The sequence below is a fragment of the Streptosporangium nanhuense genome (assembly GCF_059358815.1).
Genome location: NZ_JCADBG010000016.1, coordinates 224,399 through 248,021, shown reverse-complemented (window position 1 = coordinate 248,021; position 23,623 = coordinate 224,399). Strand labels below are relative to the sequence as shown.

The 23,623-nt window shown below is 69.5% G+C and carries 22 protein-coding genes, 2 tRNA genes and 3 pseudogenes; 15 read left to right on the top strand and 12 right to left on the bottom strand.

The window, feature by feature from the left end; translation table 11 throughout:
* Positions 1–83: 83 nt before the first annotated feature.
* The 4 genes and pseudogenes from AC5L38_RS28980 to AC5L38_RS28965 form a co-directional block, all read left to right on the top strand.
* Positions 84–296, top strand: a pseudogene (locus AC5L38_RS28980) (replication initiator); the annotation flags it as partial.
* Entirely contained in the window at positions 286–489 is a 204-nt protein-coding gene (locus tag AC5L38_RS28975) for a helix-turn-helix domain-containing protein (RefSeq protein WP_495245992.1), read from the top strand. The pseudogene AC5L38_RS28980 and the gene AC5L38_RS28975, both read left to right, overlap by 11 nt.
* The gene (locus tag AC5L38_RS28970) at positions 489–1,634 is read left to right on the top strand and encodes a site-specific integrase (RefSeq protein ID WP_495245991.1); all 1,146 of its coding nucleotides are present in this window, start codon (positions 489–491) and stop codon (positions 1,632–1,634) included. The genes AC5L38_RS28975 and AC5L38_RS28970 overlap by 1 nt, the downstream gene beginning before the upstream one ends.
* 32 nt (positions 1,635–1,666) lie before the next feature.
* Positions 1,667–2,026, top strand: coding sequence for a helix-turn-helix transcriptional regulator (locus AC5L38_RS28965; protein WP_495245990.1), 360 nt, complete (start codon positions 1,667–1,669; stop codon positions 2,024–2,026).
* A 74-nt stretch (positions 2,027–2,100) separates the two neighbouring features.
* On the opposite strand, the gene AC5L38_RS28960 is transcribed toward AC5L38_RS28965, so the two are convergent.
* The 7 genes from AC5L38_RS28960 to galU all read right to left on the bottom strand — a co-directional run bounded on the left by AC5L38_RS28960 (position 2,101) and on the right by galU (position 7,017).
* A tRNA-Ala gene (locus AC5L38_RS28960) sits at positions 2,101–2,177 on the bottom strand.
* Positions 2,178–2,234: 57 nt separating this feature from the next.
* Entirely contained in the window at positions 2,235–2,951 is a 717-nt protein-coding gene (gene sepX / locus AC5L38_RS28955; RefSeq protein ID WP_495245989.1) for a divisome protein SepX/GlpR, read from the bottom strand.
* A 124-nt stretch (positions 2,952–3,075) separates the two neighbouring features.
* Positions 3,076–3,720, bottom strand: coding sequence for a GNAT family N-acetyltransferase (locus AC5L38_RS28950; protein ID WP_495245988.1), 645 nt, complete (start codon positions 3,718–3,720; stop codon positions 3,076–3,078).
* 55 nt (positions 3,721–3,775) lie between these two features.
* A complete protein-coding gene (locus tag AC5L38_RS28945) occupies positions 3,776–4,249 on the bottom strand; it encodes a MogA/MoaB family molybdenum cofactor biosynthesis protein (protein WP_495245987.1) in 474 nt (157 codons plus the stop codon).
* A 184-nt stretch (positions 4,250–4,433) separates the two neighbouring features.
* The gene (gene moaC / locus AC5L38_RS28940) at positions 4,434–4,928 is read right to left on the bottom strand and encodes a cyclic pyranopterin monophosphate synthase MoaC (RefSeq protein WP_495245986.1); all 495 of its coding nucleotides are present in this window, start codon (positions 4,926–4,928) and stop codon (positions 4,434–4,436) included.
* Entirely contained in the window at positions 4,925–6,112 is a 1,188-nt protein-coding gene (gene glp, locus AC5L38_RS28935; RefSeq protein WP_495245996.1) for a molybdotransferase-like divisome protein Glp, read from the bottom strand. Before glp ends, moaC begins: the two co-directional genes overlap by 4 nt.
* Positions 6,113–6,117: 5 nt before the next feature.
* Positions 6,118–7,017 carry a UTP--glucose-1-phosphate uridylyltransferase GalU gene (gene galU, locus AC5L38_RS28930; RefSeq protein WP_495245985.1) on the bottom strand — a complete coding sequence of 300 codons (900 nt, stop codon included), beginning with the start codon at positions 7,015–7,017 and terminating at the stop codon, positions 6,118–6,120.
* A 25-nt stretch (positions 7,018–7,042) separates the two neighbouring features.
* On the opposite strand from galU, the gene AC5L38_RS28925 reads away from it, so the two are divergent.
* The 3 genes and pseudogenes from AC5L38_RS28925 to AC5L38_RS28915 form a co-directional block, all read left to right on the top strand.
* A complete protein-coding gene (locus AC5L38_RS28925; protein ID WP_495245984.1) occupies positions 7,043–7,624 on the top strand; it encodes a 5-formyltetrahydrofolate cyclo-ligase in 582 nt (193 codons plus the stop codon).
* 375 nt (positions 7,625–7,999) lie between these two features.
* A complete protein-coding gene (locus AC5L38_RS28920; protein WP_495245983.1) occupies positions 8,000–9,505 on the top strand; it encodes a potassium/proton antiporter in 1,506 nt (501 codons plus the stop codon).
* A 381-nt stretch (positions 9,506–9,886) separates the two neighbouring features.
* A pseudogene (locus tag AC5L38_RS28915) lies at positions 9,887–10,063 on the top strand (FmdB family zinc ribbon protein); the annotation flags it as partial.
* Between the two features lie 14 nt (positions 10,064–10,077).
* On the opposite strand, the gene AC5L38_RS28910 reads toward AC5L38_RS28915, so the two are convergent.
* Positions 10,078–10,311 carry a hypothetical protein gene (locus tag AC5L38_RS28910; RefSeq protein WP_495245997.1) on the bottom strand — a complete coding sequence of 78 codons (234 nt, stop codon included), beginning with the start codon at positions 10,309–10,311 and terminating at the stop codon, positions 10,078–10,080.
* Between the two features lie 238 nt (positions 10,312–10,549).
* Here AC5L38_RS28910 and AC5L38_RS28905 point away from each other — a divergent pair, with 238 nt between their 5' ends.
* On the top strand, positions 10,550–11,362 hold the full coding sequence (locus AC5L38_RS28905; protein ID WP_495245982.1) for an S-methyl-5'-thioadenosine phosphorylase: 813 nt from the start codon (positions 10,550–10,552) through the stop codon (positions 11,360–11,362).
* A gap of 329 nt (positions 11,363–11,691) precedes the next feature.
* Positions 11,692–12,294 (top strand): CpaB family protein, encoded by a 603-nt coding sequence (locus AC5L38_RS28900; protein ID WP_495245981.1) that lies wholly within the window; start codon positions 11,692–11,694, stop codon positions 12,292–12,294.
* A 125-nt stretch (positions 12,295–12,419) separates the two neighbouring features.
* Here the strand turns inward: AC5L38_RS28900 and AC5L38_RS28895 are convergent, their stop codons facing one another.
* Together AC5L38_RS28895 and AC5L38_RS28890 are read right to left on the bottom strand one after the other, a co-directional pair.
* On the bottom strand, positions 12,420–13,376 hold the full coding sequence (locus AC5L38_RS28895) for a D-alanyl-D-alanine carboxypeptidase family protein (RefSeq protein WP_495245980.1): 957 nt from the start codon (positions 13,374–13,376) through the stop codon (positions 12,420–12,422).
* Positions 13,377–13,626: 250 nt separating this feature from the next.
* Complete coding sequence (locus AC5L38_RS28890; RefSeq protein WP_495245979.1) at positions 13,627–14,376, bottom strand: hypothetical protein; 750 nt, start codon at positions 14,374–14,376, stop codon at positions 13,627–13,629.
* Positions 14,377–14,635: 259 nt separating this feature from the next.
* On the opposite strand from AC5L38_RS28890, the gene AC5L38_RS28885 reads away from it, so the two are divergent.
* A tRNA-Arg gene (locus tag AC5L38_RS28885) sits at positions 14,636–14,708 on the top strand.
* A gap of 255 nt (positions 14,709–14,963) precedes the next feature.
* On the top strand, positions 14,964–15,539 hold the full coding sequence (locus tag AC5L38_RS28880) for a hypothetical protein (RefSeq protein WP_495245978.1): 576 nt from the start codon (positions 14,964–14,966) through the stop codon (positions 15,537–15,539).
* Positions 15,540–16,180: 641 nt separating this feature from the next.
* On the opposite strand, the gene AC5L38_RS28875 is transcribed toward AC5L38_RS28880, so the two are convergent.
* The gene (locus AC5L38_RS28875) at positions 16,181–16,600 is read right to left on the bottom strand and encodes a hypothetical protein (protein WP_495245977.1); all 420 of its coding nucleotides are present in this window, start codon (positions 16,598–16,600) and stop codon (positions 16,181–16,183) included.
* A gap of 335 nt (positions 16,601–16,935) precedes the next feature.
* Between AC5L38_RS28875 and AC5L38_RS28870 the strand changes: the two genes are divergently transcribed.
* Complete coding sequence (locus tag AC5L38_RS28870) at positions 16,936–18,126, top strand: RNA ligase RtcB family protein (RefSeq protein ID WP_495245976.1); 1,191 nt, start codon at positions 16,936–16,938, stop codon at positions 18,124–18,126.
* Positions 18,123–18,755, top strand: coding sequence for a peptide chain release factor H (prfH, locus tag AC5L38_RS28865; RefSeq protein ID WP_495245975.1), 633 nt, complete (start codon positions 18,123–18,125; stop codon positions 18,753–18,755). The genes AC5L38_RS28870 and prfH overlap by 4 nt, the downstream gene beginning before the upstream one ends.
* Before the next feature lie 1,078 nt (positions 18,756–19,833).
* Here the strand turns inward: prfH and AC5L38_RS28860 are convergent.
* On the bottom strand, positions 19,834–20,391 hold the full coding sequence (locus tag AC5L38_RS28860; RefSeq protein ID WP_495245974.1) for a metalloregulator ArsR/SmtB family transcription factor: 558 nt from the start codon (positions 20,389–20,391) through the stop codon (positions 19,834–19,836).
* Between the two features lie 584 nt (positions 20,392–20,975).
* Between AC5L38_RS28860 and AC5L38_RS28855 the strand changes: the two are divergent.
* Together AC5L38_RS28855 and AC5L38_RS28850 are read left to right on the top strand one after the other, a co-directional pair.
* Positions 20,976–21,434 (top strand): annotated as a pseudogene (locus AC5L38_RS28855) (glycoside hydrolase family 97 N-terminal domain-containing protein); the annotation flags it as partial.
* 31 nt (positions 21,435–21,465) lie between these two features.
* Positions 21,466–23,577: a glycoside hydrolase family 97 catalytic domain-containing protein gene (locus tag AC5L38_RS28850; RefSeq protein WP_495245973.1), complete on the top strand. Its 2,112-nt coding sequence runs from the start codon at positions 21,466–21,468 to the stop codon at positions 23,575–23,577.
* Positions 23,578–23,623: the final 46 nt, after the last annotated feature.

Sequence of the window (23,623 nt, the reverse complement as noted above, 5' to 3'; positions counted from 1 at the left end):
TCCTCCTACGAAAACGGGTCCTGCTCGCATGATCACGAACACTCACTGTCACCCATCACGAAAATCTTGCCAGATCCCACTTCTCGACCAAGAGCCGGGCCTACTCCACCACCATGACCGCCCTGCGTCGCGTCCGCCTGGAGTACCGCCAGGCACGCGACCTTGAGCGACTGCCGTACGACCCTGCCGCCACGCTCGTCCTCGCCAACTGGAGGTACGCCGGACAGGGCTACACGGCCGGGGAATCCGCTCTCGCCTCGTCGATCTCACCCCAGGGAGGAACCGTTGGCCACTGACCTGATCTCGACCACCGAGGCCCGGCTCTACCGGGTGTCCGACGCCATGCGACGCCTCGGGCTGAGCCGCAGCGTTCTTTATGAGCTGATGCGCTCGGGACGACTGCGCTCGGTCAAGGAAGGCCGTACCCGACTCATCCCGGCGTCCGCCATCCGCGAGTACATCGCGCTTTTGGAGCGGGAGGCCGTCTGATGACCGAACGTCGTAGCCGTGGGGACGGCGGGCTGCACTGGGACGAGGGGCGGCAACGCTGGATCGCCTCGGTGACGGTCGGCTACACCCCGGCGGGCAAGCGGATTGTGAAGAAGGCCAGCGGCAAGACCAAGACCGCAGCCATGAAGAGACTCAAGGAGATCATCCGCGACTACGAAGACGGGCTCCTTGTCTCCTCGACCGGCTACACCGTGGCCGACGCCGTACGGAACTGGCTGGAGTTCGGGCTCAGCGGCCGAGGATCCGCGACGGTGGACAAGTGCTCGATCCTCGCGAACAAGCACATCATCCCTGGCATGGGCGCGCGGAAGCTCGTCGACCTCACCGCGGATGACATCGACCGCTGGCTGGCCGACAAGGCGAAGGAGCTGAGCACGCGGACCCTGCGTGAGCTGCGCTCGATCCTCGTCCGGTCCATCTCCCGCGCACAGGCTCGCGACAAGGTAAAGCGGAACGTCGCGCTGCTCTGCGAGATCCCCAGAGGAAAGGAGGGACGTCCGTCCAAGTCACTCACTCTCGACCAGGCGGAAGCCGTGCTCAAGGCGTCCGAGGGCACGGCGCTGCACGCCTACATCGTGCTCTCGCTGCTGCTCGGGGCTCGTACGGAGGAACTGCGGGCACTCACCTGGTCACACGTCGACCTCGACGGCACTCCGCCTTCCGTCATGGTCTGGCACTCGGTCCGAGAGGGCGGCGACACCAAGACCCGCAAGTCCCGGCGAACGCTGGCCATGCCGAAGCGCTGCGTAGACGCCCTCAAGCTCCACCGCGAGCGGCAGGACGTGGCCCGCAAGGCGGCAGGCGCGGGCTGGCAGGACAACGGCCTCGTCTTCGCCTCTAAAGTCGGCACCGAACTCGACTCCCACAACGTCCGTCGCTCGTTCCGGGCCGTGCTCAAGAAGGCCGGCCTCAACGAGAAGGAGTGGACACCCCGCGAGATGCGGCACAGCTTCGTCTCACTGCTGTCGGACTCCGGGGTACCCCTGGAGAACATCTCCCGCCTGGTCGGCCACCGCAACACCACGGTCACCGAGACCGTCTACCGCAAGCAGCTCCGCCCGATGCTCCTGGAAGGCGCCGAGGCTATAGAAAGGATATTCAAGCCAAAGTCGGGCAACGAGTAGCCGTCTCCCTCGGATCACGCCAGTATGTGCCCATGAATAGCGACTTTAGTAAGATCATCATCACTAAACGTAAGGAACTAGGCCTTAGCCAGGCAGAACTTGCTCAGCAGCTCGGCATCAAAACGAGCCGGATGGGGAAGATCGAACGCGGTGAACTTGAGGCCGAGGCAGACGAGATGCAGCAACTGGCCAGGGTCTTCAAGATGCCGATTTGTGAGCTCTTTGAGTACCTCTTATGCCTGACGGATCCGATTGAGCGAGTGATCGCTCTGTCCGAGCTCGGTCGCAAGGAACAGGATCTGATGCTCAGCATGTACAGCTACCTCAGCGGAAGGGACTCCCTGGGGAACGTCTCACTGATCCGCCACGCTGATACGGCAGCAAGCAAGTGATCCGATAGTCACCCAGTTAGTCACTCAGAAGATCAAAAGGGCCGCTCCCGACTCGCGGGAACGGCCCTTGACCTTGGTGGAGATGAGGGGATTCGAACCCCTGACCCCTTCGATGCGAACGAAGTGCGCTACCGGACTGCGCTACATCCCCAAGACGTGGACTAGATTAGCAAACTTCCGGAGGCACTCGCGCCATCCGGAGCGCGAGTCAGTCGCCGACCGCGCGGCGGGGGGTCTCCGCGTACTGATCGAAGATCTCGTCGCGGAGCGCGGCCAGGTCGATGATCTCGGCCACGGGGCGCTGGGCCTCCAGCAGGGCGGCACGGCGGCGGGCGCGCTTGGCACGTTCCGCGTGGGCCCGGGCTATCGCCGCGCGGCGTTCGGCGTCGATCTGGACCGTGACCCTGAGAACGGCCATGTAGGCGCCCAGGAGCACCACTGAGGGCGCCACGCCCCACCAGGGGATGATCTGGACGGCGGCCGTCACCACGGAGGCGAGCAGGAGCAGCACGCACCAGGTGGTCAGGCGCCTGCGCTTGGCGACCTGCTTGCCCCGGCGGCGGAGTTCCGCGCGGCGGCGCTCGGACAAGGCCCTTCCGGTGGCGGGCTTCGCCGCCGGGGGCCTGGCGGGCCGGGCCTCGGTCTCGGAGGCCGCCCGAGCGTCCGGCGAGGCCTCCTCGGCACCGGGCTCTTCCGGGAAGCCGGAGGAGGACGGAGACGCGGGCACGTCGGCGGAGGAGACGGGCAGGGGTTCGGTGAGGGTCTCGGCGGAGTCCTCGTCGATCACCCGCTCGTCGTAGGCGTACGGTTCGACGTCCTTGTGGGGCTCGGCCAGGGTGTTGCGGTCGCGGTGCAGCCACATGGGCACGAGCACGCACAGCCACATGACGACGATCGCCAGATAGAGAACGACACCGCTACTCACGGGCACCTCCGGGCAGCATGAAGACGCGCGTGGTCTCCCGGCGCCTTCAATCTGCTCATGTCACGCACCGTAAGACCGCGTGTCACTATTTGACGAGCATTCGATGCGGTGTGTCGCGAGATCTTCAAACCTCTTCATGCGGAGTGCCACCGTGGGCGGCCGCCTCACGGGCCCGCCGCCACCGTACGAGCAACCCCCTCGGCGCGTCTTCGACCGTGAGTGCGTAACAGATGTGGTCGCGCCAGGCACCGTCGATGTGCAGGTGCCGACGTCTGACCCCTTCTTCCCTGAATCCCAGCTTTTCAACCACTCTGCGACTCGCATGATTCTCCGGCCGGATGTTGGCCTCGACGCGGTGCAGGCCGGTGGTGAAGAAGCAGTGGTCGACGGCCATGGCGACCGCGGTGGGGGTGATCCCGCGACCGGCCAGGGCGGCGTCCACCCAGTAACCGATCTGGGCCGACCTGGCCGAACCCCAGACGATGGCGCCCACGGTGAGCTGCCCGGCGAAGGCGCCGTCGTAGGTGACGACCCAGGGCAGCGCGAGCCCCTGCCTGGCCTCCCTGCGAAGGGTTCCCGCCATGGAGATGTAGGGACCGAGCCCGGTCTTGAAGAGGGGGGTCTCAGGATTGCTCGGCTCCCAGGGACGGAGCCAGTTCGCGTTGCGCAGCCGCGACTCCCGCCAGACGCGCACGTCCCGCAGCCGCAGCGGCCGAAGTCCTACCGGGCCTTCCGTAAGGGTCACCGGCCAGCCACGAAGTCGATCCACGCCCTCATCATCTCCCGAAGAAGGCCCGTGGTGCCATGGAAGCGGGGGAGGCGGATCAACGGGGGTGATCTCCTCCTCTGATCTGGTCCACGGCGTGCCTGAGCACGGGAGACAGCACCCCCATGCCGTCGCGCACCCCACCCGAGGAACCCGGCAGGTTGACGATCAACGTGCCACCGGACTGCCCGGCGAGCCCGCGGGACAGGATGGAGGTGGGCACCCTGTCCCGGTTCACGTGGCGGATGGCCTCGGCGATGCCGGGAACCTCCCTGTCGATCACCCGCCGGGTCATCTCCGGGGTGAGGTCCGCCGGGGTCAGGCCGGTGCCGCCGGTGGTGACGATCACGTCGTACCCCTCGGCGACCCCGGACCGCAGCGCCGCCTCGACCGGCTCGCCGTCGGGGACCACCCGCGGGCCGTCCACCTCGCACCCGGCCTCCGCCAGCAGCTCGGCCAGCAGCTTCCCGGAGGTGTCCTCGTACGTCCCGGCGGCGGCCCGGTTGGAAGCGGTGATCACCAGAGCTCTCATGGGATCATCCTTCCAGGCTCTCGCGGGCCCGGTTTCCCGGGACCCGGCCTCCCGGGAACCCCGCCCCTCGAAGATCGGGCCTCGTCGTGACGGGATGTTCCCGACGGGACCGGACATCCCGAGGCGGGATGCCGAGGGAGCAGACATCCCGGGACGGGATACCGGGGGACGGGATGTCAGAGGCTCAGGGGCGGGTCCAGATTCCCGTCTTGCCGCCGGTCTTCTCCTCGACGCGGACGTCGGTGATCACGGCCGCCGGGTCGACCGCCTTGACCATGTCGATCAGGGCGAGCGCGGCGACCGAGACCGCGGTCAGCGCCTCCATCTCGACTCCGGTACGGTCGGCGGTCCTGACCCGTGCCGTGATCTCCACTCCCTCGTCGGCCACGACCAGCTCGACCTTGACCCCGTGCAGCGCGATGGGGTGGCAGAGCGGGATGAGGTCGGGGGTCCGCTTGGCGCCCATGATCCCGGCGATCCGCGCGGTGCCGATCGCGTCGCCCTTGGGCACCTCCCCCGACCGCAGCAGCGCCACGGCCTCGGCGGACAGCAGCACCCTGCCGGTGGCGGTCGCCGTACGGAGGGAGACGTCCTTGGCCGTGACGTCCACCATGCGCGCCGCGCCGGTCTCGTCGAGGTGGGTGAATCCGGGCGCCTCGCCGCGATATCGATCGTTCACAGGGGGATGACCTCCACGTCCGTGCCCTCGGGAAGCTCGGTGACGTCCTCGGGCACCACGATCAGGGCGTTCGCCGCGGCCAGGGCGGCGAGCTGGTGGGAACCCTGCCCGCGCACCGGGCCGACCGTACCGCCGGGGCCGAGCACGCCGCGCAGGTAGGAGCGCCTGCCCTCGGGCGAGCGGAGCGGGCCGGTGGTGACCGCCCGCACGGTCGGCGTGGGCTCCTCGGGCAGACCCTGCATCCTGCGCAGCGCCGGCCGGACGAACAGGACGAACGACACGAACGACGAGACCGGATTGCCGGGCAACGCGAAGAGCGGCACCTGGTCCTCGCCGACCACGCCGAAGCCCTGGGGCATGCCCGGCTGCATGGCGACCCGCTCGAAGCGGACCGTGCCGAGCGGGCCGAGGGCCTCCTTGACGGGCTCGTACGCGCCCATCGAGACGCCGCCGCTGGTGATCACGAGGTCGGCCCGCAGCAGTTGCGCGTCGAGCTGGTCGAGGAACCCCGCGGCGTCGTCGCCGACGATGCCCGCCCGGTAGCCCTCGCCACCCGCCTCGCGGACGCCGGCGATCAGGGCGAAGCTGTTGGACTCCCAGATCTGGCCGGGTCCCAGGGGCAGGCCGGGCTCGACCAGCTCGGCCCCGGTGGAGATCACGACCACCCGCGGGCGGGGCCGTACGAGAACCCTGCGGCGGCCGACACCCGCCAGCACCCCGAGCTGCGCGGGGCCGATCGCGGTGCCCGCGGGCAGGACGACGTCGCCCGCCCGCACGTCCTCCCCGGACCTGCGGATGGCGTTCCCCTGCCGCGCCGGGCGGTTGACCACGACCTGCGCGGTGCCGCCGTCGGTCCACTCGACCGGGACCACCGCGTCGGCCCCGGCGGGCAGCGGGGCCCCGGTCATGATCCGCATGACCATGCCGGGACCGATGGCCTGTATCCGGCCGTCCCCGGCCGCGATGTCGTCGATCACCGGGAGCGTCACCGGGGCGTCCGCGACGTCCTCGGCCCGCACGGCGTAGCCGTCCATCGCCGAGTTGTCGAAGGGCGGCATCGCGACCGGAGCCGTGACCTCCTCGGCCAGCGTGGTGCCCAGCGCCCGTTCCAGCTCCAGCTCCAGCGGGGCGAGCACCCGCACGGTGCGGAGGATGTCGGAGAGGTGGTCGTCGACCGATTTCAGGGAGCTCATCGCGAGGCCAGGAACTCCTTGAGCCAGGGCATGAACTCGGGCGCCAGGTCGGGACGCTCGGCGGCGAACCGCACCACCGTGCGCAGGTATTCGAGCTTGTCGCCGGTGTCGTAGCGGCGCCCCCTGAACAGCACCCCGTGCACGGGGCCGCCCTGGTCGGCGCCGCGCTTGGCGAGGGTGCGGAGCGCGTCGGTGAGCTGGATCTCGTTGCCGCGTCCCGGCGGGGTGTTCTCCAGGACCTCGAAGACGGCCGGGTCGATCACGTACCGGCCGATGATGGCCCAGTTGGACGGGGCCTCGTCGGCGGGGGGCTTCTCCACCAGGTCGGTCACCCTGACCACGTCGTCCTCGTCGGTGGGCTCGATGGCGGCGCAGCCGTACAGGGAGACCTGCTCCTGGGGGACCTCCATGAGCGCGATGACGCTGCCGCCGTGCGTGCCGCGTACCTCGATCATGCGCTTGAGGAGCTCGTCGCGGTGGTCGATGAGGTCGTCGCCGAGCAGGCAGGCGAAGGGGTGGTTGCCCACGTGCTGCTTGGCGCACAGGACGGCGTGGCCGAGGCCGCGCGGCGTGCCCTGCCGTACGTAGTGCAGGATGGCCAGGTCGGCGGGCTCCCGCACCTGCGAGAGACGCTCGTCGTCGCCCTTGGCCTCCAGGATCTCCTCAAGCTCGTGGGCCCGGTCGAAGTGATCCTCGATGGAACGCTTGTTCTTCCCGGTGACCATGAGGACGTCGAGCAGCCCGGCGGAGACCGCCTCCTCGACGACATACTGGATCGCGGGCTTGTCGACGATGGGCAACATCTCCTTGGGGGTCGCCTTGGTCGCCGGAAGAAAACGGGTGCCCATGCCCGCCGCGGGAACGACGGCTTTCGTCACAGCTTCGAAGTCGGCCATAACCGAAACCATAGTGGAGGGACCTGTGGACAAGCTGACGCTGCGTGCCACGATCGAGACCGCACGCGCCTCGATCCCCGACGAGAAGCGGCACGCGGCCTCCGTCCAGATCAGGGAATCCCTGCTGGACCGGCCCTGGGTCCAGATGGCCGGGCTGGTCGCGTGCTACTGGTCCATCGGCACGGAGCCGGCGACCCACGGGCTGGTCTTCGCCCTGTGGAAACACGGCGCGACCGTGATCCTGCCCGTGCTCCGCGACGACAATGATCTCGACTGGGCGGTGTACGACGGCCCCGACACCCTCGCCCCCGGCCGCTTCGGGATCATGGAACCGGTCGACACCCGGCGCGGTGTCGACGCCGTCAGGACCGCGGCCCTGGTGATCGTGCCCGCGCTCGCGGTCGACAGGACCACCGGGGTACGGCTGGGCCGGGGCGGCGGCTCCTACGACCGGGCACTGGCCAGGGTCGGCCCGAACGTGCCGACGGTGGCGCTGCTCCACGAGGGCGAGCTGCTGGACGGCGTGCCCGCCGAACCCCACGACCTCGCGGTCCGCTACGCGGCCACCCCTGACGGGATCTTCAAGACCGCCGCCGCGGAGGTGTGAGAGCCCCGCGGGGCCGAGGCGCGACCGGCCGACGGAGCCGAGGTACGACCGGTTCCATGATCCCGGAGCGGCTGAGGTGCGACCGGCCGACGCAGTTGAGGTGCGACCGGCCGACGCAGCCGAAGGGCGACAGGCCGGAGGCGCGGGGCGTGACCGACCGGCGAGGCCGGGGGCGACCGGCCCACGGCACGGGATGTGACCGGCCCACGGCACGGGATGTGACCGGCCGGCGGGACGGGATGTGACCGACCGACGGAATCGCCGCAGGACGCGGGGCAGAAGGCGTCGAAATCGTGACGCGGAGTGCGCGCCACCCGTGTGTGGCGGCCCTTCCGAATGCGACACAATGGTCCCCGGAGTCAGAGAGGGGACCAGATGGGACTGGACGTCTGGCTGCTTCTCGGTGCCGGAATCGTCATCGCGGCCATCGTCGCGGTGCGTGTCGCCCACCGGAGCGGACTGCCCAGCCTCCTGATCTTCTTGGGTTTCGGTTTGCTCGTGGGCGAGTCCGGGTTCGGGTTGCAGTTCGAGAACCCGCAACTCGCGCAGGAGATAGGCCTGATCGCGCTGGCGATCATCCTGGCCGAGGGTGGCCTGACCACCACCTGGAGCCACGTCAAGGGAGCCATCCCCACCGCCCTGGTGCTCGCCACCGTCGGCGTGGGGGTGAGCATCGCGGCCGTCGCGATCCCGGTGCACCTGATCCTCGGCATGGACTGGCGGACCGCGCTCCTGCTCGGCGCGATCCTCGCCTCCACCGACGCCGCCGCCGTCTTCTCCGTACTGCGCCGCCTGCCCCTGCCCTCGCGTCTCGCGGGCATCCTGGAGGCCGAGTCGGGTCTCAACGACGCCCCCACGGTGATCGCCGTCATGCTGCTGAGCGCCGCCACCTCGCCCAGCCTGGGGGTGGCGCTGTTCGAGGTGGTCCTCGAACTGGTGGTGGGCGCGGCCGTCGGCCTGGCGGTCGCCCCGCTCGGCGCGTACGCGCTGCGCCGCATCGCGCTGCCCGTCTCCGGCCTGTACCCCATCGCGGTGCTCGCGCTCGCGTTCGTCGCCTACGCGGGAGCTATGCTGCTGCACGGCAGCGGCTTCCTCGCGATCTACCTCGCGGCGCTGGTCATGGGCAACTCCCGGATGCCGCACCGCGCGTCCTCGCGGGGGTTCGCCGAGGGGGTGGCCTGGCTGGCGCAGATCGGCCTGTTCGTCATGCTCGGCATGCTGGCCAGCCCCTCGGAGATGCCGTCCGCGATCGTGCCCGGCCTGGTGGCCGGGCTGATCCTGGTCGCGGTGGCCCGCCCGTTGTCGATCATCGTCTCCGCGCTGCTGGCCCGGCTGATGCGCATCGACCGGCTGGGCTGGCGGGAACAGGCCTTCCTGTCGTGGGCCGGGCTGCGCGGCGCGGTGCCCATCGTGCTCGCCACCATCCCCTGGGCCGCCACCTCCGTTCCCGACGGCACCGCCAAGTTCGTGTTCAACGAGGTCTTCGTGATCGTCATCGTCTACACCCTGCTGCAGGGGCCGACGCTGCCGTTCGTGGCGAAACTCCTCAGGCTGACCACGCTCGACGAGGCCCGCGACCTGGAGGTCGAGTCGGCGCCGCTGGAGGAGCTCAACGCCGACCTGCTCCAGGTCAAGGTGCCGCCGACGTCCATGCTGCACGGCGTGGAGATCTTCGAGCTGCGGCTGCCCTCGGACGCCCAGGTCACGCTGATCGTCAGGGACGGCCGTACGTTCGTCCCCACCGACTCCACCAGGATCAGGGTCGACGACCAGCTGCTGGTCGTGACCACGGCCGCCTGCCGTGACACGGTCGAACGCCGGATGCGCGCGATCAGCCGCAAGGGCAAGCTCGCGGGCTGGTTCGGCGAGCGGGGCACCTGACCGGGGAGGCGACACCTGGCCGGGGAGGCACCTAATCGGAGAGGCGACACCTGTCCAAGGAGGCACCTGATCGGGGGGCGGCGGCTGATCACAGGAGTGGCACCTGATCAAGGGGCGGGATCCGACCGAGGGACGGGATCCGGCAGAGGTGCGGCAGCCCTCGATCCGAGGACGGCCCGCTTCCGAACCGGGGCCCAGCCACATCCGAGGCGGAGTTTGGATACGGCCGAATCGAGGGCCCACGACCCCTGATCCACCAGGCCGGGCCACGTCCGAAGCGAAGCCGGGCCACATCTGATCGGGATCCGGCTACGGAATGCGAGGACTCCGACTCGCGTTTAAGCTTGTCGGCTGCGTACCATTAGCAGTCGCGCCACTAGAGTGCCAATCGGCGCGGATCATCATGAGGAGGAGCGCGTGCCCACCTACCAGTACGCCTGCACAGCCTGTAACAACCAGTTCGAAATCGTCCAGAAGTTCTCCGACGACGCTCTCACCGAGTGCCCGAGCTGCGCGGGCGACCTGCGCAAGGTGTTCTCCGCGGTCGGCATCGTCTTCAAGGGCTCGGGCTTCTACCGGACCGACAGCCGGTCCTCGTCGTCGAGCACGGTGACGTCCGCGAACGGTTCGTCGAGCTCTTCCGGCTCCTCGGACTCCTCCGGCTCGTCGTCGAAGTCCTCCGACTCGTCGAGCTCGTCCGACTCGTCTTCGTCGAAGTCGTCGAGCTCCTCGTCCTCGTCGGACTCCAAGTCGACGAAGACCGCGAGCAGCACGGCCGCCGCGGCCTCCTGAGCCGTCTTCCCCACCTCCTGATCGGCCGTTCACGGGCGGCCGCCCAACCGGCCGCCCCGCGCCGTGGCCCCGTCGGCCGAAGCGGGTAGGTGACGCCCCCCGCCCTCGGTGTCGCGGGACAGCCCGCACGACCTCCGGCCGGCGTCCCGCCGGTTTCGCCGAAAGCGATCGAGCGGCCACCCGGGACGCGGTTATCCACAGGCCGTCACCCGGGCTCCTCAGGGACCGGCCCGTGACGCTAACCTCGGCTCCATGGTCACTCCTCGCGCGGACATCGGGGTCATCGGCGGCTCGGGCTTCTACTCCCTGCTCGACGACGCCACAGAGGTCGAGATCACCACGCCGTACGGCCCGCCCAGCGACGTCGTCACGGTCGGCCGGATCGGGTCGCGCTCGGTCGCCTTCGTGCCCCGCCACGGCCGCGACCACCGCTTCCCCCCGCACCGCATCCCCTACCGGGCGAACCTGTGGGCACTGCGCTCCCTCGGCGTCCGCCAGGTCCTGGCCCCCAGCGCGGTCGGCTCCCTGCGCGCCGAGATCGGCCCCGGCGCCCTGGTCGTCCCCGACCAGATCGTCGACCGCACCTCGGGCCGGGTGCAGACCTACTACGACGCGGGCGGCGTCGTCCACGTCGCCTTCGCCGACCCCTACTGCCCCTCGGGTCGCGCGGCGGCCGTCTCCACGGCGCGTTCCGCCGACTGGGAGGTGACCGACGGCGGCACCCTCGTGGTCATCGAGGGCCCGCGCTTCTCGTCCCGCGCCGAGTCCCGCTGGTTCAGCGGCAACGGCTGGTCGATCGTCGGCATGACCGGCTTCCCCGAGTCCGTCCTCGCCCGCGAGCTGGCCCTCTGCTACACCTCGATCTCCCTCGTCACCGACCACGACGCCGGGGTCGAGGCGGGCGAGGGGGTCACCCACGACGAGGTCCTCGCCTTCTTCGCCACCAACGTCGGCCGCATGCGCTCCCTCGTCGGCGACGTCGTCGCCGCCCTCCCCGAAGAGCGCACCTGCCCCTGCCAGAACGCCCTTGACGGCCTCAAGCTCCCCTTCGACCTCCCCGGCTGACCCTGTAGCCGGGGAGGTCGGCGTGATCGGCGATCCCGGCATCGTCACCAGGTGGGCCCCACCTGAGGAAACTCGAAAAGGACCGAATCCCGCTCCCGTCCAAGCCACCCGGATCCGTCAAGAGTCCCCGCGCAGCCCCGCCGGTCGGCGGGGCGTCCCGTCCACCACAGGTACCGCACGGTCATTCGGCCGGGCGTCTCATCCACCACGGGCCCCGTGCCGCCACCCGGCCGGGCGTCTCATCCTTCACGCCCCGTGCCGCCACTCGGCCGGGACGTCCCACCCGTCACGGGCACCGCGCCGCCCGGCTCCCACCCCTGGAGTCAGCCATGCGCGCTCTGCGCCGCTTCCTCGACCGCCGTCACCGTCTCATCGCCACCGCCGTCGCCGCCCTGGCGATGGGCTGCGCCGTACTGGCGCTGCGCCCGGAAACCGCCTCCGTGACCGTCCTGACCGCCGCCAGAGATCTTCCCGGAGGCGTGCTGGGGCCGGCCGACCTGACACCGGTCCCGCTGAGACCCGATACGGTCCCCGACGGCGCCCTGAGGCCCGGCACACCGTACGCGGGAAAGATCCTGACGGGTCCCGCGCGGCGCGGGGAGCCGCTGACCGACGTCCGCCTGCTCGGCCCCGGCCTGCTCGCCGCGCACGGCGATGGGACGGTCGCCACCCCCGTACGCGTCGCCGACCCCGAGACCGCGCGCCTGCTCTCCCCCGGCGACGTGGTGGACGTGCTCGCCGCCACCTCGACGTGGGACGGCGATGCTCCGGCGACCATCGCGGCCGAGGACGTCACGGTCCTGGCCACCCCGGGCGGGGAGTCGGAGCGGGGCGCGCTCATCGTGCTGGCCACCACGTCGGCCCAGGCCACCGAGCTCGCCTCCGCCCAGGCCGGCGGGCGTCTCTCCATCACGATCGCCCCTCGCACATGATGAATTTCACGGCGCCCGACGAGGGCAAGGTGACTCGGAGCCGTGACCCGAACCACAGGTCGAGGGTGCGGTCGTGACCAGGTTTGTGACCGGGGCCAGACGAGCCCCTCCTACAGCAAGGAGCCTTACAGCAGGGAGCCGATCTTGGGGTCGTACTCCCAGTGCCAGGGCTCGAAGGGGCTGACGTAGGCCCACTTGGGGTGGATCCAGCCGAACTTCTTGCCGTTGGTCTCCAGCCAGTTGAACTCGGCCGAGCGGAAGCGTTCGACGCCCCCGCACAGGTCGACGGCGAGTCCCAGGCCGTGGTTGCTGCGTCCCGGGACCGCCGCCAGGCCGGGACGGGTGTAGTAGACCGACTGCTGCTCGGCCAGGCTGCGATAGCTGTCGGTCACGCACATCGGCCTGCCGAACTGCCGTTTGTACGACTCGTTGAGGCTGATGAACGCGAGCGCCGCGTCCCCGCGCAGCTGGTTGCCCCGCTGCTGGAGCGGGCAGAGGTAAGCCTGCGGGATGAGCCCGTTGGGGAAGTCGCTCATCGAGGTCGCCCTGGTGGGGTCGCACCCGGCCGCCGGTCGCCCCTTCTTGTCGATCTTGACGCCCAGCTTCACCAGAGCCTTGGTCAGGGACTGCACGATCTTCTGCGAGCGCACCCTGAGCGTCTCGATCTCGGCGCCCATCTGCGCCTCCGCGAGGAGGTTGCCCGCCCGCAGTTCCTGTGCCTCGCCCGCCAGGCGCTCCCGCTCCAGCTGCAGGCGGCTGCTGTCCTCAAGGATCAGGTCGCGCTCGGCGACGATCTGGGTGAGACCGGCCATCGCACGCAAGGTGTCGGTGCCGGACTCACCGGACAGGAAACCGGCCACGTCACCACCGGTCGGCTGCTGGTAGAGGACCCCGACGAGGTCCGACAGCGGCTGCCGTACCTGGGCGAAGGCCCTCTCGGCGGCCTGCAGCTCCCGCAGCTTGGTGGTGAGCTCCTTCTCGGAGGTGCGGATCTGGTCCCGCCGCTGTTCCAGCGCCTTGGTCGCGGCCTCAAGATCCTTCGCGGCCTTCTCCGCCTCGCGACGCAGTTCTGTGAGATTCACCGGCTCCGCGGCAACGACGGCCTGAACCTCCGCCGGCGCCCGCTGCGCGGCAGCGGCTCCCGGCAGGAAGGAAGTCATCGTCGCGACGACGGCGATCAGACCCGCTGATCGACGAGGTGGCACGTTCGACCCCTCCGTTTGCGAACTCGTGACCTGGGTCAGGCACGCACGCTACTACAGCTGACCAAGTGCACGGGCCAGCTCTCCACAGCCGTTATGCGCTGAACACCCCTTTTCGTGACCGGACAAGTCAGACTTCTTGCCGCCCGCGCTTCTTGCAGACCCCCCAGAGCCACGTCCCCTTCCACTCCGCCGAACACCTGTCGCGGGGCTCAGGTGGCGCGAGTGACGACCTCCGTTCCTCCCGGGGCTCAGGTGCCACAGGGGGTGGCAATGCCACCTTCCGTGGCTCTCTGGAGCCTTGCGGGCGGGTCTTTATAGGAACGACCACATCTGTCTCGCCCGCGCCATCCGTCCCGTTCGTCTCACGAGCATCATCCAGCCAGCCGGGCTCGCCGGGGTTCTCCTCCGTACGGCGCACTCCCGATTTCGCCGCGACGGGCACCCATCCCCCGTACACCCGCTCCGGCCGCAACGGCGGAGGCACCAGCCTCGGCTCGAACATCCGGCTTCGCACGGGCCCGACCACAACCGGCACCACGGCCACCGCTTCCTCCGGCGACTCCTCGTCCGATTCCCCCAATGACTCCTCGGTCGGCGACCCGCCTGTCCCCTCGACACCCAGCTGGGACGCCGAACCGGTCCAGGCGCCCCCACCCCCCTGGAACTCCCGCCGTTCCCCACCCTTCGCCCAGAGATCCTCGTCTTCGTGAAGCGTCTCGGCTTCTCCGGACCTTTCGGCCTCTTCGGCCTCCGCCGCCTCTGCGGCTTCCTCGGCCTCCTCGGATCTCCCGGGCCTTTCGGCCTCCTCAGACCCCTCAGGCTCGGCGCCGGCGTCGGCCATCTGGACAGCCGCCTCGTAGCCGGTGAGCTCGGCCACCAGCAACCCCCCGGCCAGAAGCGCGGGCGCCAGCATCGCGCCACACAGCACCACCGGCCGCAGGGCGCGATGCCCGCGAATGCGCTTCCGTCGCCTGTCGATCACGGAACGTGACGCTAACCTCGCCCACCACCCCACACCCGCCCACTTGCCGCCCTTTTACTCCAGGCCAGCGAACCGATAACCCATCCTCTGCCCCCAACTCCCCCTCGGGGCGCGCAACCACTCGCCACTTTCGCTACTCTTACTAGGAGCCCCTGCCTCCGTAGCTCAGGGGATAGAGCACCGCTCTCCTAAAGCGGGTGTCGCATGTTCGAATCATGCCGGGGGCACTCTTCTGACCAGCGGTCACCCCCTTGGCCTGAGGCCATCCATGATCGCGCTTCTGCTCACGTGGGTAACCGAGTGCAGTCGTAGGCAGCTGTATGCCAGCGGTCACGGAATGCACATGGAGTGATCTTGAAGACGTTTCTGCAGGTCGTTGGCCGTCCACGAAATCGGTGATACGTGTGAGCGGCGTATAACAAATCGTGATCACATAGTGCGTTCGCATCACTCGGCCACTCGCTGCGAGATCAGCTGACGGCATGAACCCGCCCAAGCCGTTGATCACCGCCGCTGTGGCGGGATTACTCGTGGCCGCATGCGGCACGACACCCACCGCCATCGCACCGACGAACGGGACGAACGGTGGCACCTCAACCGCCTCCACGCGTGCATCCGCCGACAACATGTCAGCAACTCCTGACATCAACGGCGAGATGAAGGAGCCGACTTTCGATCCGACGGCTTATCAACCTCCCAGGAACTGGCCGGCTCCCTGCAAACATATGTATATGCGTTTCAGTGCGGCATTACTCGCCAGCTGGGACGCGGTGAACCACCTGGTCGAACAAGACGTCAAGCGAGATGATGATCTTGCTTTCCTCCGTAAAACCGTCACGTTCGCCCACAGGCACGTCAGCGCTGCTTCACATGAGGGGTTCCTGAAAAACTGCCGACAGGCCAACCCTGTGATCGGCGCTCGGTTCGACGAAGGACTGGAAGCCGCCCGCATCGCTGCGGGCATCGTCTCCCAAGGGCCGGAACTGTCGCCGGACGAGCTGGCCACACTGCGCAAGACCATGCCACCCTTGCTGGCTGCGGTCCCGGCGAGGAGCTGAGATTTGCCTCATTCCTGCGGCTTGGCAAGCCCCGGGGGCCCGCACTCCGTTCAACGAGCTGAGCGGCCTGGTTCTGTAGGCGAGTGGCGACAGCATTTGCCCGTCTGGGCCGACAGCGCTCCGCGCGAGCTGGGGACCATGTTGTCAGAAGTACAGCCCTCTGCGACGCGGACCGAGATCCGTATTCAGGTGGGCCCTCCTCGCTGGGTGGATCGGCCTCGGCTTTCGCGGTGCGGCTGGATCGGCCGTTTCCCGCGGTCATGACCGGGCGCAAGTTGCCTTGACGCCGATAACAAGGGTTCTGCCTGGCTGCGGCAGGCGGGTGGGGAGGCCGTCGACGCATGGAGAGACCACGATGCCGCCACAGTACCGGCCACTCTGACCGGCGACCGCCCATCCGTGTACCGGCCGGCTGACCAGAGGAATAACGGGACTCCAGGTACGAGGCCGGTTTCGCCGAGGGCGCCGGACTCGGCCTGGCCGAGGCCGTCGAGTACTGCGAGGATTCCACCGGCTGCCTCACGCCCGGCTGAGGACGACGAACTCGGGCGTGGGATCGCGCGGGCGGCATCCCGTTGACGATGACCTGCTGGACGTGGTGCGCGTGGTGCTCGACCCGGCGCACGTGCGCGCCGAAGAGGTCAGTAGGACTCGGGCCGGTCGGCTCCGGAGTAGTGTTCTCGCACTTTGATGTACTGGTCCACCCAGAACTTGTCCTTCTCGGCTTTCGAAGCGCCCGGCCGAAGCAGTTTGAGCTCCGTCGCCAGGGTGTAGAAGCCGCCACCCGGGTCGGTTCCGCCCTTGTGGGTGACGAGTGCCGAGATCATCAGGTTGGTCTCCGGATATGTCCTCTGCACGATCAGCCACAGGAGATGTCCGATTCCGGCTCGCTCGTCAGGCCGCCCGAAGTCGAAGCCGGGAAGGCCGGTTCGCTGTATCAGGGCATTGTTGAGATCCTCGTACGACGTCTCGACCCGGCTTTGGGCGCGCTCGATGAGAAACTCCAGCCCGACCTCCGTGAGTTGATCCCATGTTCCTTCGTCACGGCTGTACTTGTACATCGAATCGCCTCCGTCGGAGATGGTAACGAGGAACCCGGAAGGTTGGACGGAACACCGTCAGATCGCCAGGGGTTTTCGACCCTAACCGTGTTATCCGACAGAATCGCTTCCGCTCGATTCATGTCCCTCTCGCCGCCGACCGTTCACGCCGGTAGTGCTAATCCGAAAACGCACGGGTCCGCACGGCCGAAAACCGCTTGCCCTCGTGTGGCGGGTTCAGGGAACGTGGTGTCCATGACGATCTGACGGACAGCACCCCGCCCCCAGAGATGCCACGGCGCCGACGCGCGTCGCGATGCCGTCAGCCCACCCCTTTTTGCGGGAAGCGAGTTTCCTTGTCTCAGCGACACTCCCGGCCGGAGTCCCCGCTGTCCTCCACCGCGGCCACGGGTTCGGCCACCGTCAGCGTGTTCGCCTCCCCCGCGAGCTGGATCGAGTCCGACGCCCTCGCGCAGTGCCATCAGGTGGCCGCCCTCGACGGCATGAGGCACGTCGCCGCCATGCCGGACCTGCACCCGGGAAAGGGCGCTCCCATCGGCGCCGCCATGGCGTCGACCGTGCTGTACCCGTTCCTGGTGGGCTCCGACATCGGCTGCGGCATCGCGGTGTTCCCCATGAGGCTCAAGCGCGTCGTGCCCGAGAAGCTCGCCGCCCGCTTCCCCGACCTCGACCGCGCGCTGGATCCCGAGCGGGACGCCGACGACCCGGCCTGGGCCGTCGTGAAGGGCGACATCCCCGCGGGTCACACCGAGGGCCTCGGGACGGTCGGCCGGGGCAACCACTTCGTCGAGCTGGCACGGATCGGGACCGTCTTCGAGCCGGATCACGCGAGCCGTCTCGGACTCGCCGAAGGCGACCTGGTCCTCGTCGTCCACAGCGGTTCCCGGGGGCTGGGCGAGCGGATCCTGCGGGCGCACACCGAGGTCCACGGCGCGGGCCCGGCCCCCGATCCCGGCGCCTACCTGGCGATGCACGACGCCGCCGTACGCTGGGGATCGCTCAACCGGCGGTTGATGGCCGCCCGGGTCGCCCATGCCCTGGGGGCCGAGCCCGCCGAGCCGCTCGTCGACCAGTGCCACAACCTGGTCGAGATCCGCGACGGGGTCTACCTGCACCGCAAGGGCGCGGCGCCGGGTGACGGCAACGACGTGCTCATCGCCGGTACGCGAGGCACCCCCTCCTACCTCGTGGCCGCCCACGCCGGGCCGGACGCCGGTCATTCCGTCGCGCACGGCGCGGGCCGCAAGATGTCGCGTGCGGACGCCCTGCGCCGGGGCAGGGCCAAGCACACGGTCGAGGAGCTGCGCCGCACGCCGGTGGGGTCGCTGGTGGTGTGCGGAGACCGTCAGCTGCTCTTCGAGGAGGCGCCGACGGCCTACAAGCGCATCGAGCAGGTGATCTCCGACCTCGTCGACCACGACCTGGCCACGCCCGTGGCCACCACGATCCCCCTGGTCACCTACAAGACGCCTGACCTCGGGTCCGCGCCCCAGCGGGACCGCCGCCGGAAGCGAGGCCGGTCGTGAGCGCGCGCGAGAGGCCGGCGGCGAGCGTCCACCTGCTCCTGTCGGCCGGGCGCGGCCCGCAGGAGTGCGCCTGGGCGCTGGCCCGGCTGCTGCGCCGCCTGGAAGCCGACGCCACCCGGCAGGGCCTGGAGATCCATCGGGCCGAGACCGTCCCCGGTGACCGGCCCGGCACCTACCGGTCGGCCCTGATCCGGATCTCGGGAGCCGGCGCCGAGGCGTTCGCCGCCTCCTGGACCGGAACCCTGTGCTGGCAGGCCCCCAGCCCGTACCGGACCGGCACGGGCCGGAAGAACTGGTACGTCGTCGCCCGGCCGTGCCAGGTCGACACACCGCGCACGACGTTCGCGGAGGCGGACGTCGACATCGTCGCCTGCCGCACCGGCGGCCCCGGCGGTCAGCATCGCAACAAGGCCAGCACGGCGGTGCGGGCGACCCACCGGCCCTCGGGGATCGTCGTCGTGGTCGACACCGAGCGGCGGTTCAGCCTCAACCGCGGCATCGCCATGCGACTGCTGCGGCAGCGCATCGAGCACGGCGACGAGGAGGCGGGGCGCGCCGCCACCACCGCCCGCTGGCACATCCACGACGAGCTCGTACGCGGCGACCCCACCCGTACCGAACGTCCGTGAACGTCGTGGCGTCCCATTCATACCTGCAGGCCCGCGCCCGCGGGAACACCGCATTGGAATCGGCCCAAAACAAACGGTCACGCCGGTGTTTCACGGTGAATGGACATGGGGTGGCCGGTTGGAGAGACCGGCGGCCCGAGGATGACTCCATATATGTAGCGCCACGGCTGTGAAAACCCGTTGCGACAGCCTCACGATCGATGAGAGATTCTCGGTCTACGCACACCCAACACCTTGAAACGCCTACGAAAGCGGGACGATGGTCAGACGGTTCACGCGTAAATTCGACCCCCAGAAGCCTCGCGACCACGAGGCCGAGCTCTACGACACTCACCAGCCCCAGCGGCTCCTCGCCATCCCCCGCGCGCCTGTCGGCTCAGCCTTGGTTCTGCCTGGCTCCCGGCCTCACGTTCTTTACCACACCTTTCACGACTGCCTGGCCCTGATAGCCGATACGCATCTGGCAGAGCATTGCGGGCACGGAACCCGAGTCACCGTGTCCAAGCTCAGCCTTCTCCGTACGATGGACGATCGGGTCGGATGTGTCCTGTGTCTGCCCTTGGAAACCGACTACACGAAGATCAAAAACTGCTTGATATCGACCGGCTCGGGATCCAAAGAGGGCATGCTCCTGCAATGGCGGAAAGACCGAACGGGGCGCTGGCACGGGATCGTGGCCTATAAGCGGCGAGCTCACCTCGTCGCAGACATCTGGGCGGCTGAAAAGCTAAAACTGGCACCGGATCCGCAGTAGCCGGACGGCTACTGCGGCATCGGAGCGAGAGTGGTGCAGCGACGCGTGGACCGCACTACTGCCGCGCAGGACATACCCGTGGCAAGGATCATCGAGGTGACCTTCGCCAACCCGGATCGAGTCGACGACGCCATCCACGACTTCGGCACCCACAGACCGGCTCGCTGTGGCCCGGACACCGGGGTGGACGCCTGAAAGCCTCCATCCCCGGGTGGGGTGTGCACCCTGGTCTCCATCGAAGCCGGAACACCTCAGCCCCGGCCAGACACGTGCTTGCCCTACTGAACGGCTTCGAAAGCGTCCTCAGACGCGCCAGGGCATGTACTAAAGGGTCCAGGTGTTGCCGTCCGGGTCGGCGAAGGCGGCGTAGTGGACGCCGCCCCGGTCCTCGACCGGGCCCACGTCCACACCGCGTTCGATGAGTGCCGCGCGGGCCTCCTCGATGTCGCTCACCACCAGGTGCAGGCCGCGCAGCGTGCCGACCGTCATGTCGTGGGCGACGTTCGTCACATCGTCAGGTCGCGGGCTCTGCTGTCCTGCGGCGCTCGCTCCGCCGGGCTCCAGCTCGCCGAGCAGGGCGTCCAGCCTCTGGTAGCTCTCCTCCCAGTAGGAGCGGTAGTTCGCCAGCCAGTCCACGGCGTCCCTGAGCGGGGCGGCCTCCAGGCGGCAGGGTCTGCGCTGCGCGTCGCGGCCGCGGGAGATCAGGCCGGCGCGCTCCAGCACCCGCAGGTGTTTGGAGATGCCCGGCTGGCTCATCGCGAAGGGCGCGGCCAGCTCGGTCACCGTGGCCTCGCCCTCCATCAGGCGGGCCAGGATCGCTCGCCGGGTCGGGTCGGCCAGCGCGGCGAACGTCGCGTCGAGAACGTCGGCAGCTACTTTCATTACCTTTCGGTTCTATAACTAGGTGGTTTTCCACCGTGCCGGGCTCGGCCCCGACAAGGGCTCTGGACCTGGTACGACAGCGGTAGGCGTTCGCCGGCCCAGGGGGTGGCGCCGGGGATCCCGAACCGGCGGACACCGCTGATCGTTGGTCGCCGACCGGTTGCCGTGTGATCACTCTTTTGACCTGGTGCTCGGGCGCCGTAACCATCCCGTAGCAGTCCAGCACCGGTCCCGTGTTCCCCCATGGCACACCGATGGATAGTCGGATCGTCCAGCCATACCGCCGTTTCCACCATTCCTGCGGCTCCCGGCTGGACTCATAGTTACCTCACCCGAGCGAATACGCCATGGTGACGTCCAGTCCCTCGTCCTGACCGGAGGCGAGATGCCGCAACGAACCGGGCCTCGCCGCCCAGTCCTGGTCGCCGTGGCGGCCAGGACGGCGATGCTCCTCGACCTTCCGGCGGAACCCCCGGGTGGGGCGACGCGGCCGGACGCCGCCCCACCTGAACCGTCGAATCGTCCATCCCTTACCTACAAAAGCCCATTTCACGAGGAATTACCCGGCCGATAGCGTCATTGATATGTGGCGGTGGCTCTGCACCGCTCAAGCAGCTGGACGGCATCTGATGGAGAACGTGGTGACCGACGAAGTACGCTCCCGACCCGCGGCGAACGCGGGTCCGGTCGACGCCCGGGTCGAGAACACCGGCGCGGGAGTGCGGTTGACCGTCACCTGGCGGGAGGAGATCGTCCTCGACGGGGTCCGGCTCGGGTTCGTGCTCGACGGCACGGAGCTGGGGACGGCGGACGCGGAGCTGACGCGTGTCTCGGAACGTACGGTCCGCGACCGGTTCCGCGCCCGCTCCGGCAAGTCGGCCGGCGAGCACGACTACGAGCACCGCGAGAGCGTGTACGCCTTCCGCGAGGCGGGCGGCGTCGAATGGCAGGTCGTCCTGCGCGTCGCGCGCGACGGCGTCGCGATCCGCTACGCGCTGCCCGCCCTGGACGGGACCGCCCGCGTCACGGGCGACCGCACCGCCGTCACGCTCCCCCCCCGGGTCGCGGAGCTGGGTGCTCGACTACCAGACCTGGTACGAGACGCCCCGCTTCGGGGCCGGCAGCGCCGAGCTGGCGAGCGGCGCGTACGGGCTCCCGTTCCTGGCCCGGCTGGACGGGACGAAGCACGTGCTGATCACCGAGTCGGGGATCGACGGCCGGTTCGCGGGCGCGCACGTCGAGGCGGACGAGCCTGAGACAGATGGCGGGCGGACGCTGCGGTTCACTCTCGCCGACGAGAGTGTCGAGGTCACCCGGGGCGTCGTCACGCCGTGGCGGGTCCTCCTCGTCGGGACCCTGGCGGAGCTGGTGTCCTCGCTGCTCGTCGACGAGCTGGCGCCCGCGGCCTCCCCCGAGCTGGAGGAGGCGGCGTGGGTCCGGCCGGGGCGGGCGGCCTGGTCGTGGTGGTCGGACTTCTACTCGGGCGCGCAGCTGGACAAGCAGCGGCACTTCGTCGACGTCGCCGCCGACCTCGGCTGGGAACACCTGCTCATCGACTGCGGGTGGGAGGAGACCTGGGTGCCGGAGATCGTCTCCTACGCGGCCGGCCGGGGTGTCCAGGTGCACCTGTGGACGATCTGGCGCGACCTGAACAGCCCGGAGGACCTGCGGAGGCTGGCGCTGTGGCGGTCCTGGGGCGTCGCGGGGATCAAGGTCGACTTCATGGAGTCGGAGTCGAAGGACCGCTACCGCTGGTACGACACGATCCTCGCCGAGACCGCGCGGCTCGGCCTCATGGTCAACTTCCACGGCTCGGTCATCCCGCGCGGCTGGTCGCGCACGTTCCCGCAGGTGATCGGGTACGAGGCGATCCGCGGCGCCGAGTACTACGTGTTCTTCGAGAACCAGGCGCTCACCGCCGCGCACAACGTCGTCCAGCCGTTCACCCGCAACGTCGTGGGCGGCATGGACGCCACGCCGGTCGCGTTCGGCGCCGCGAACCGCACGACCAGCGACGGGCACGAGCTCGGGCTGTCGGTGGCGTTCGAGTGCGGGATCACCCACTTCGCCGATCATGTCGACGCCTACGCCGGCCGCCCGCTCGCGGCGCGGTTCCTGGCGGAGCAGGCGCCGTACTGGGCGGAGACGGTGCTGCTGGCGGGCGACCCCGACAGCCACGCGGTCATCGCCCGCCGCTCCGGCGACCGGTGGTTCGTGGGCGGCATCGCCACCGGTGAGGCCCGTACGATCCACGTGCCGCTCGACGCGCTCGGGGTGGGGGCGGACGCCCAGGTGTGGATCGTCGGCGACGCGTCGCCCATGACCGGCGAGGTGCCCGCGACCGGGCTCGTCGAGACGACCACGACCGCCGGCGGGGCGATCGACGTCGAGGTCGCCCGTGACGGCGGATTCGTCGCCGTCGTCGCCCCGGCGGGCACCGAGCTGTTCCGGGCCGGGCCCCGGCCGCGCCGTGCCCTGCCGGCCGCCTACCCGGCCGTCGCCGAGGTCGGCGCGGACGGGACCGCGTCGATCACGACCGACGCCGGTGTCCGGTTGCGCCTTCCCCCCGGCTGGTCGGCCGGCCGCGTCGGCGAGACCGGCTGGGCCGTCCGCCCCGACGCCTCGCTGCGCCCCGGGCGTCTCGGCGTCGTGACGGTCGAGCGGGACGGCGAGCGCGGGGAAAGCGGCGGCGACGCTCAGGTGCCTGTCGTGTCGCACGTGCGTGTCGTACGACCCCTGACGCCCGGCGACCACGCCCTGTCCGACCTGCCGATGATCGCCTTCGTCAACGACGACGGACCCGTCGAGCGGGACCAGTCGAACGGGGCGGGCAACCCCGGCGACGGCCGCCCCATGCGGGTGGCGGGGCGGGGGTTCGAACGCGGGCTCGGCACGGCGCCGTACTCGGAGGCGCGCTTCCACCTCGGCGGGCGCGTGGGGACGTTCACCGGCGCGGTCGGGGTGGACGACGAGTCGACCGGCGGTGCCAGGGTCCGCGTGCTCGGTGACGACCGTGAGCTGTTCACCGCCGTCGTCGAGGCGGGCAGGCCCGTCACGGAGTTCAGCCTGGAGGTGCCGGGCGTCCGGACCCTGTGCCTGCGCAGCGAGACGGCCACACCGGACGACGCCGGTGTGCACGTCGACTGGGTCGACACGACCCTGCACGTCCCCCCTACGAACCGATGACGCCCGGCCGGCAACAGCACGGCACGATCAACGGCACAACCAGAGG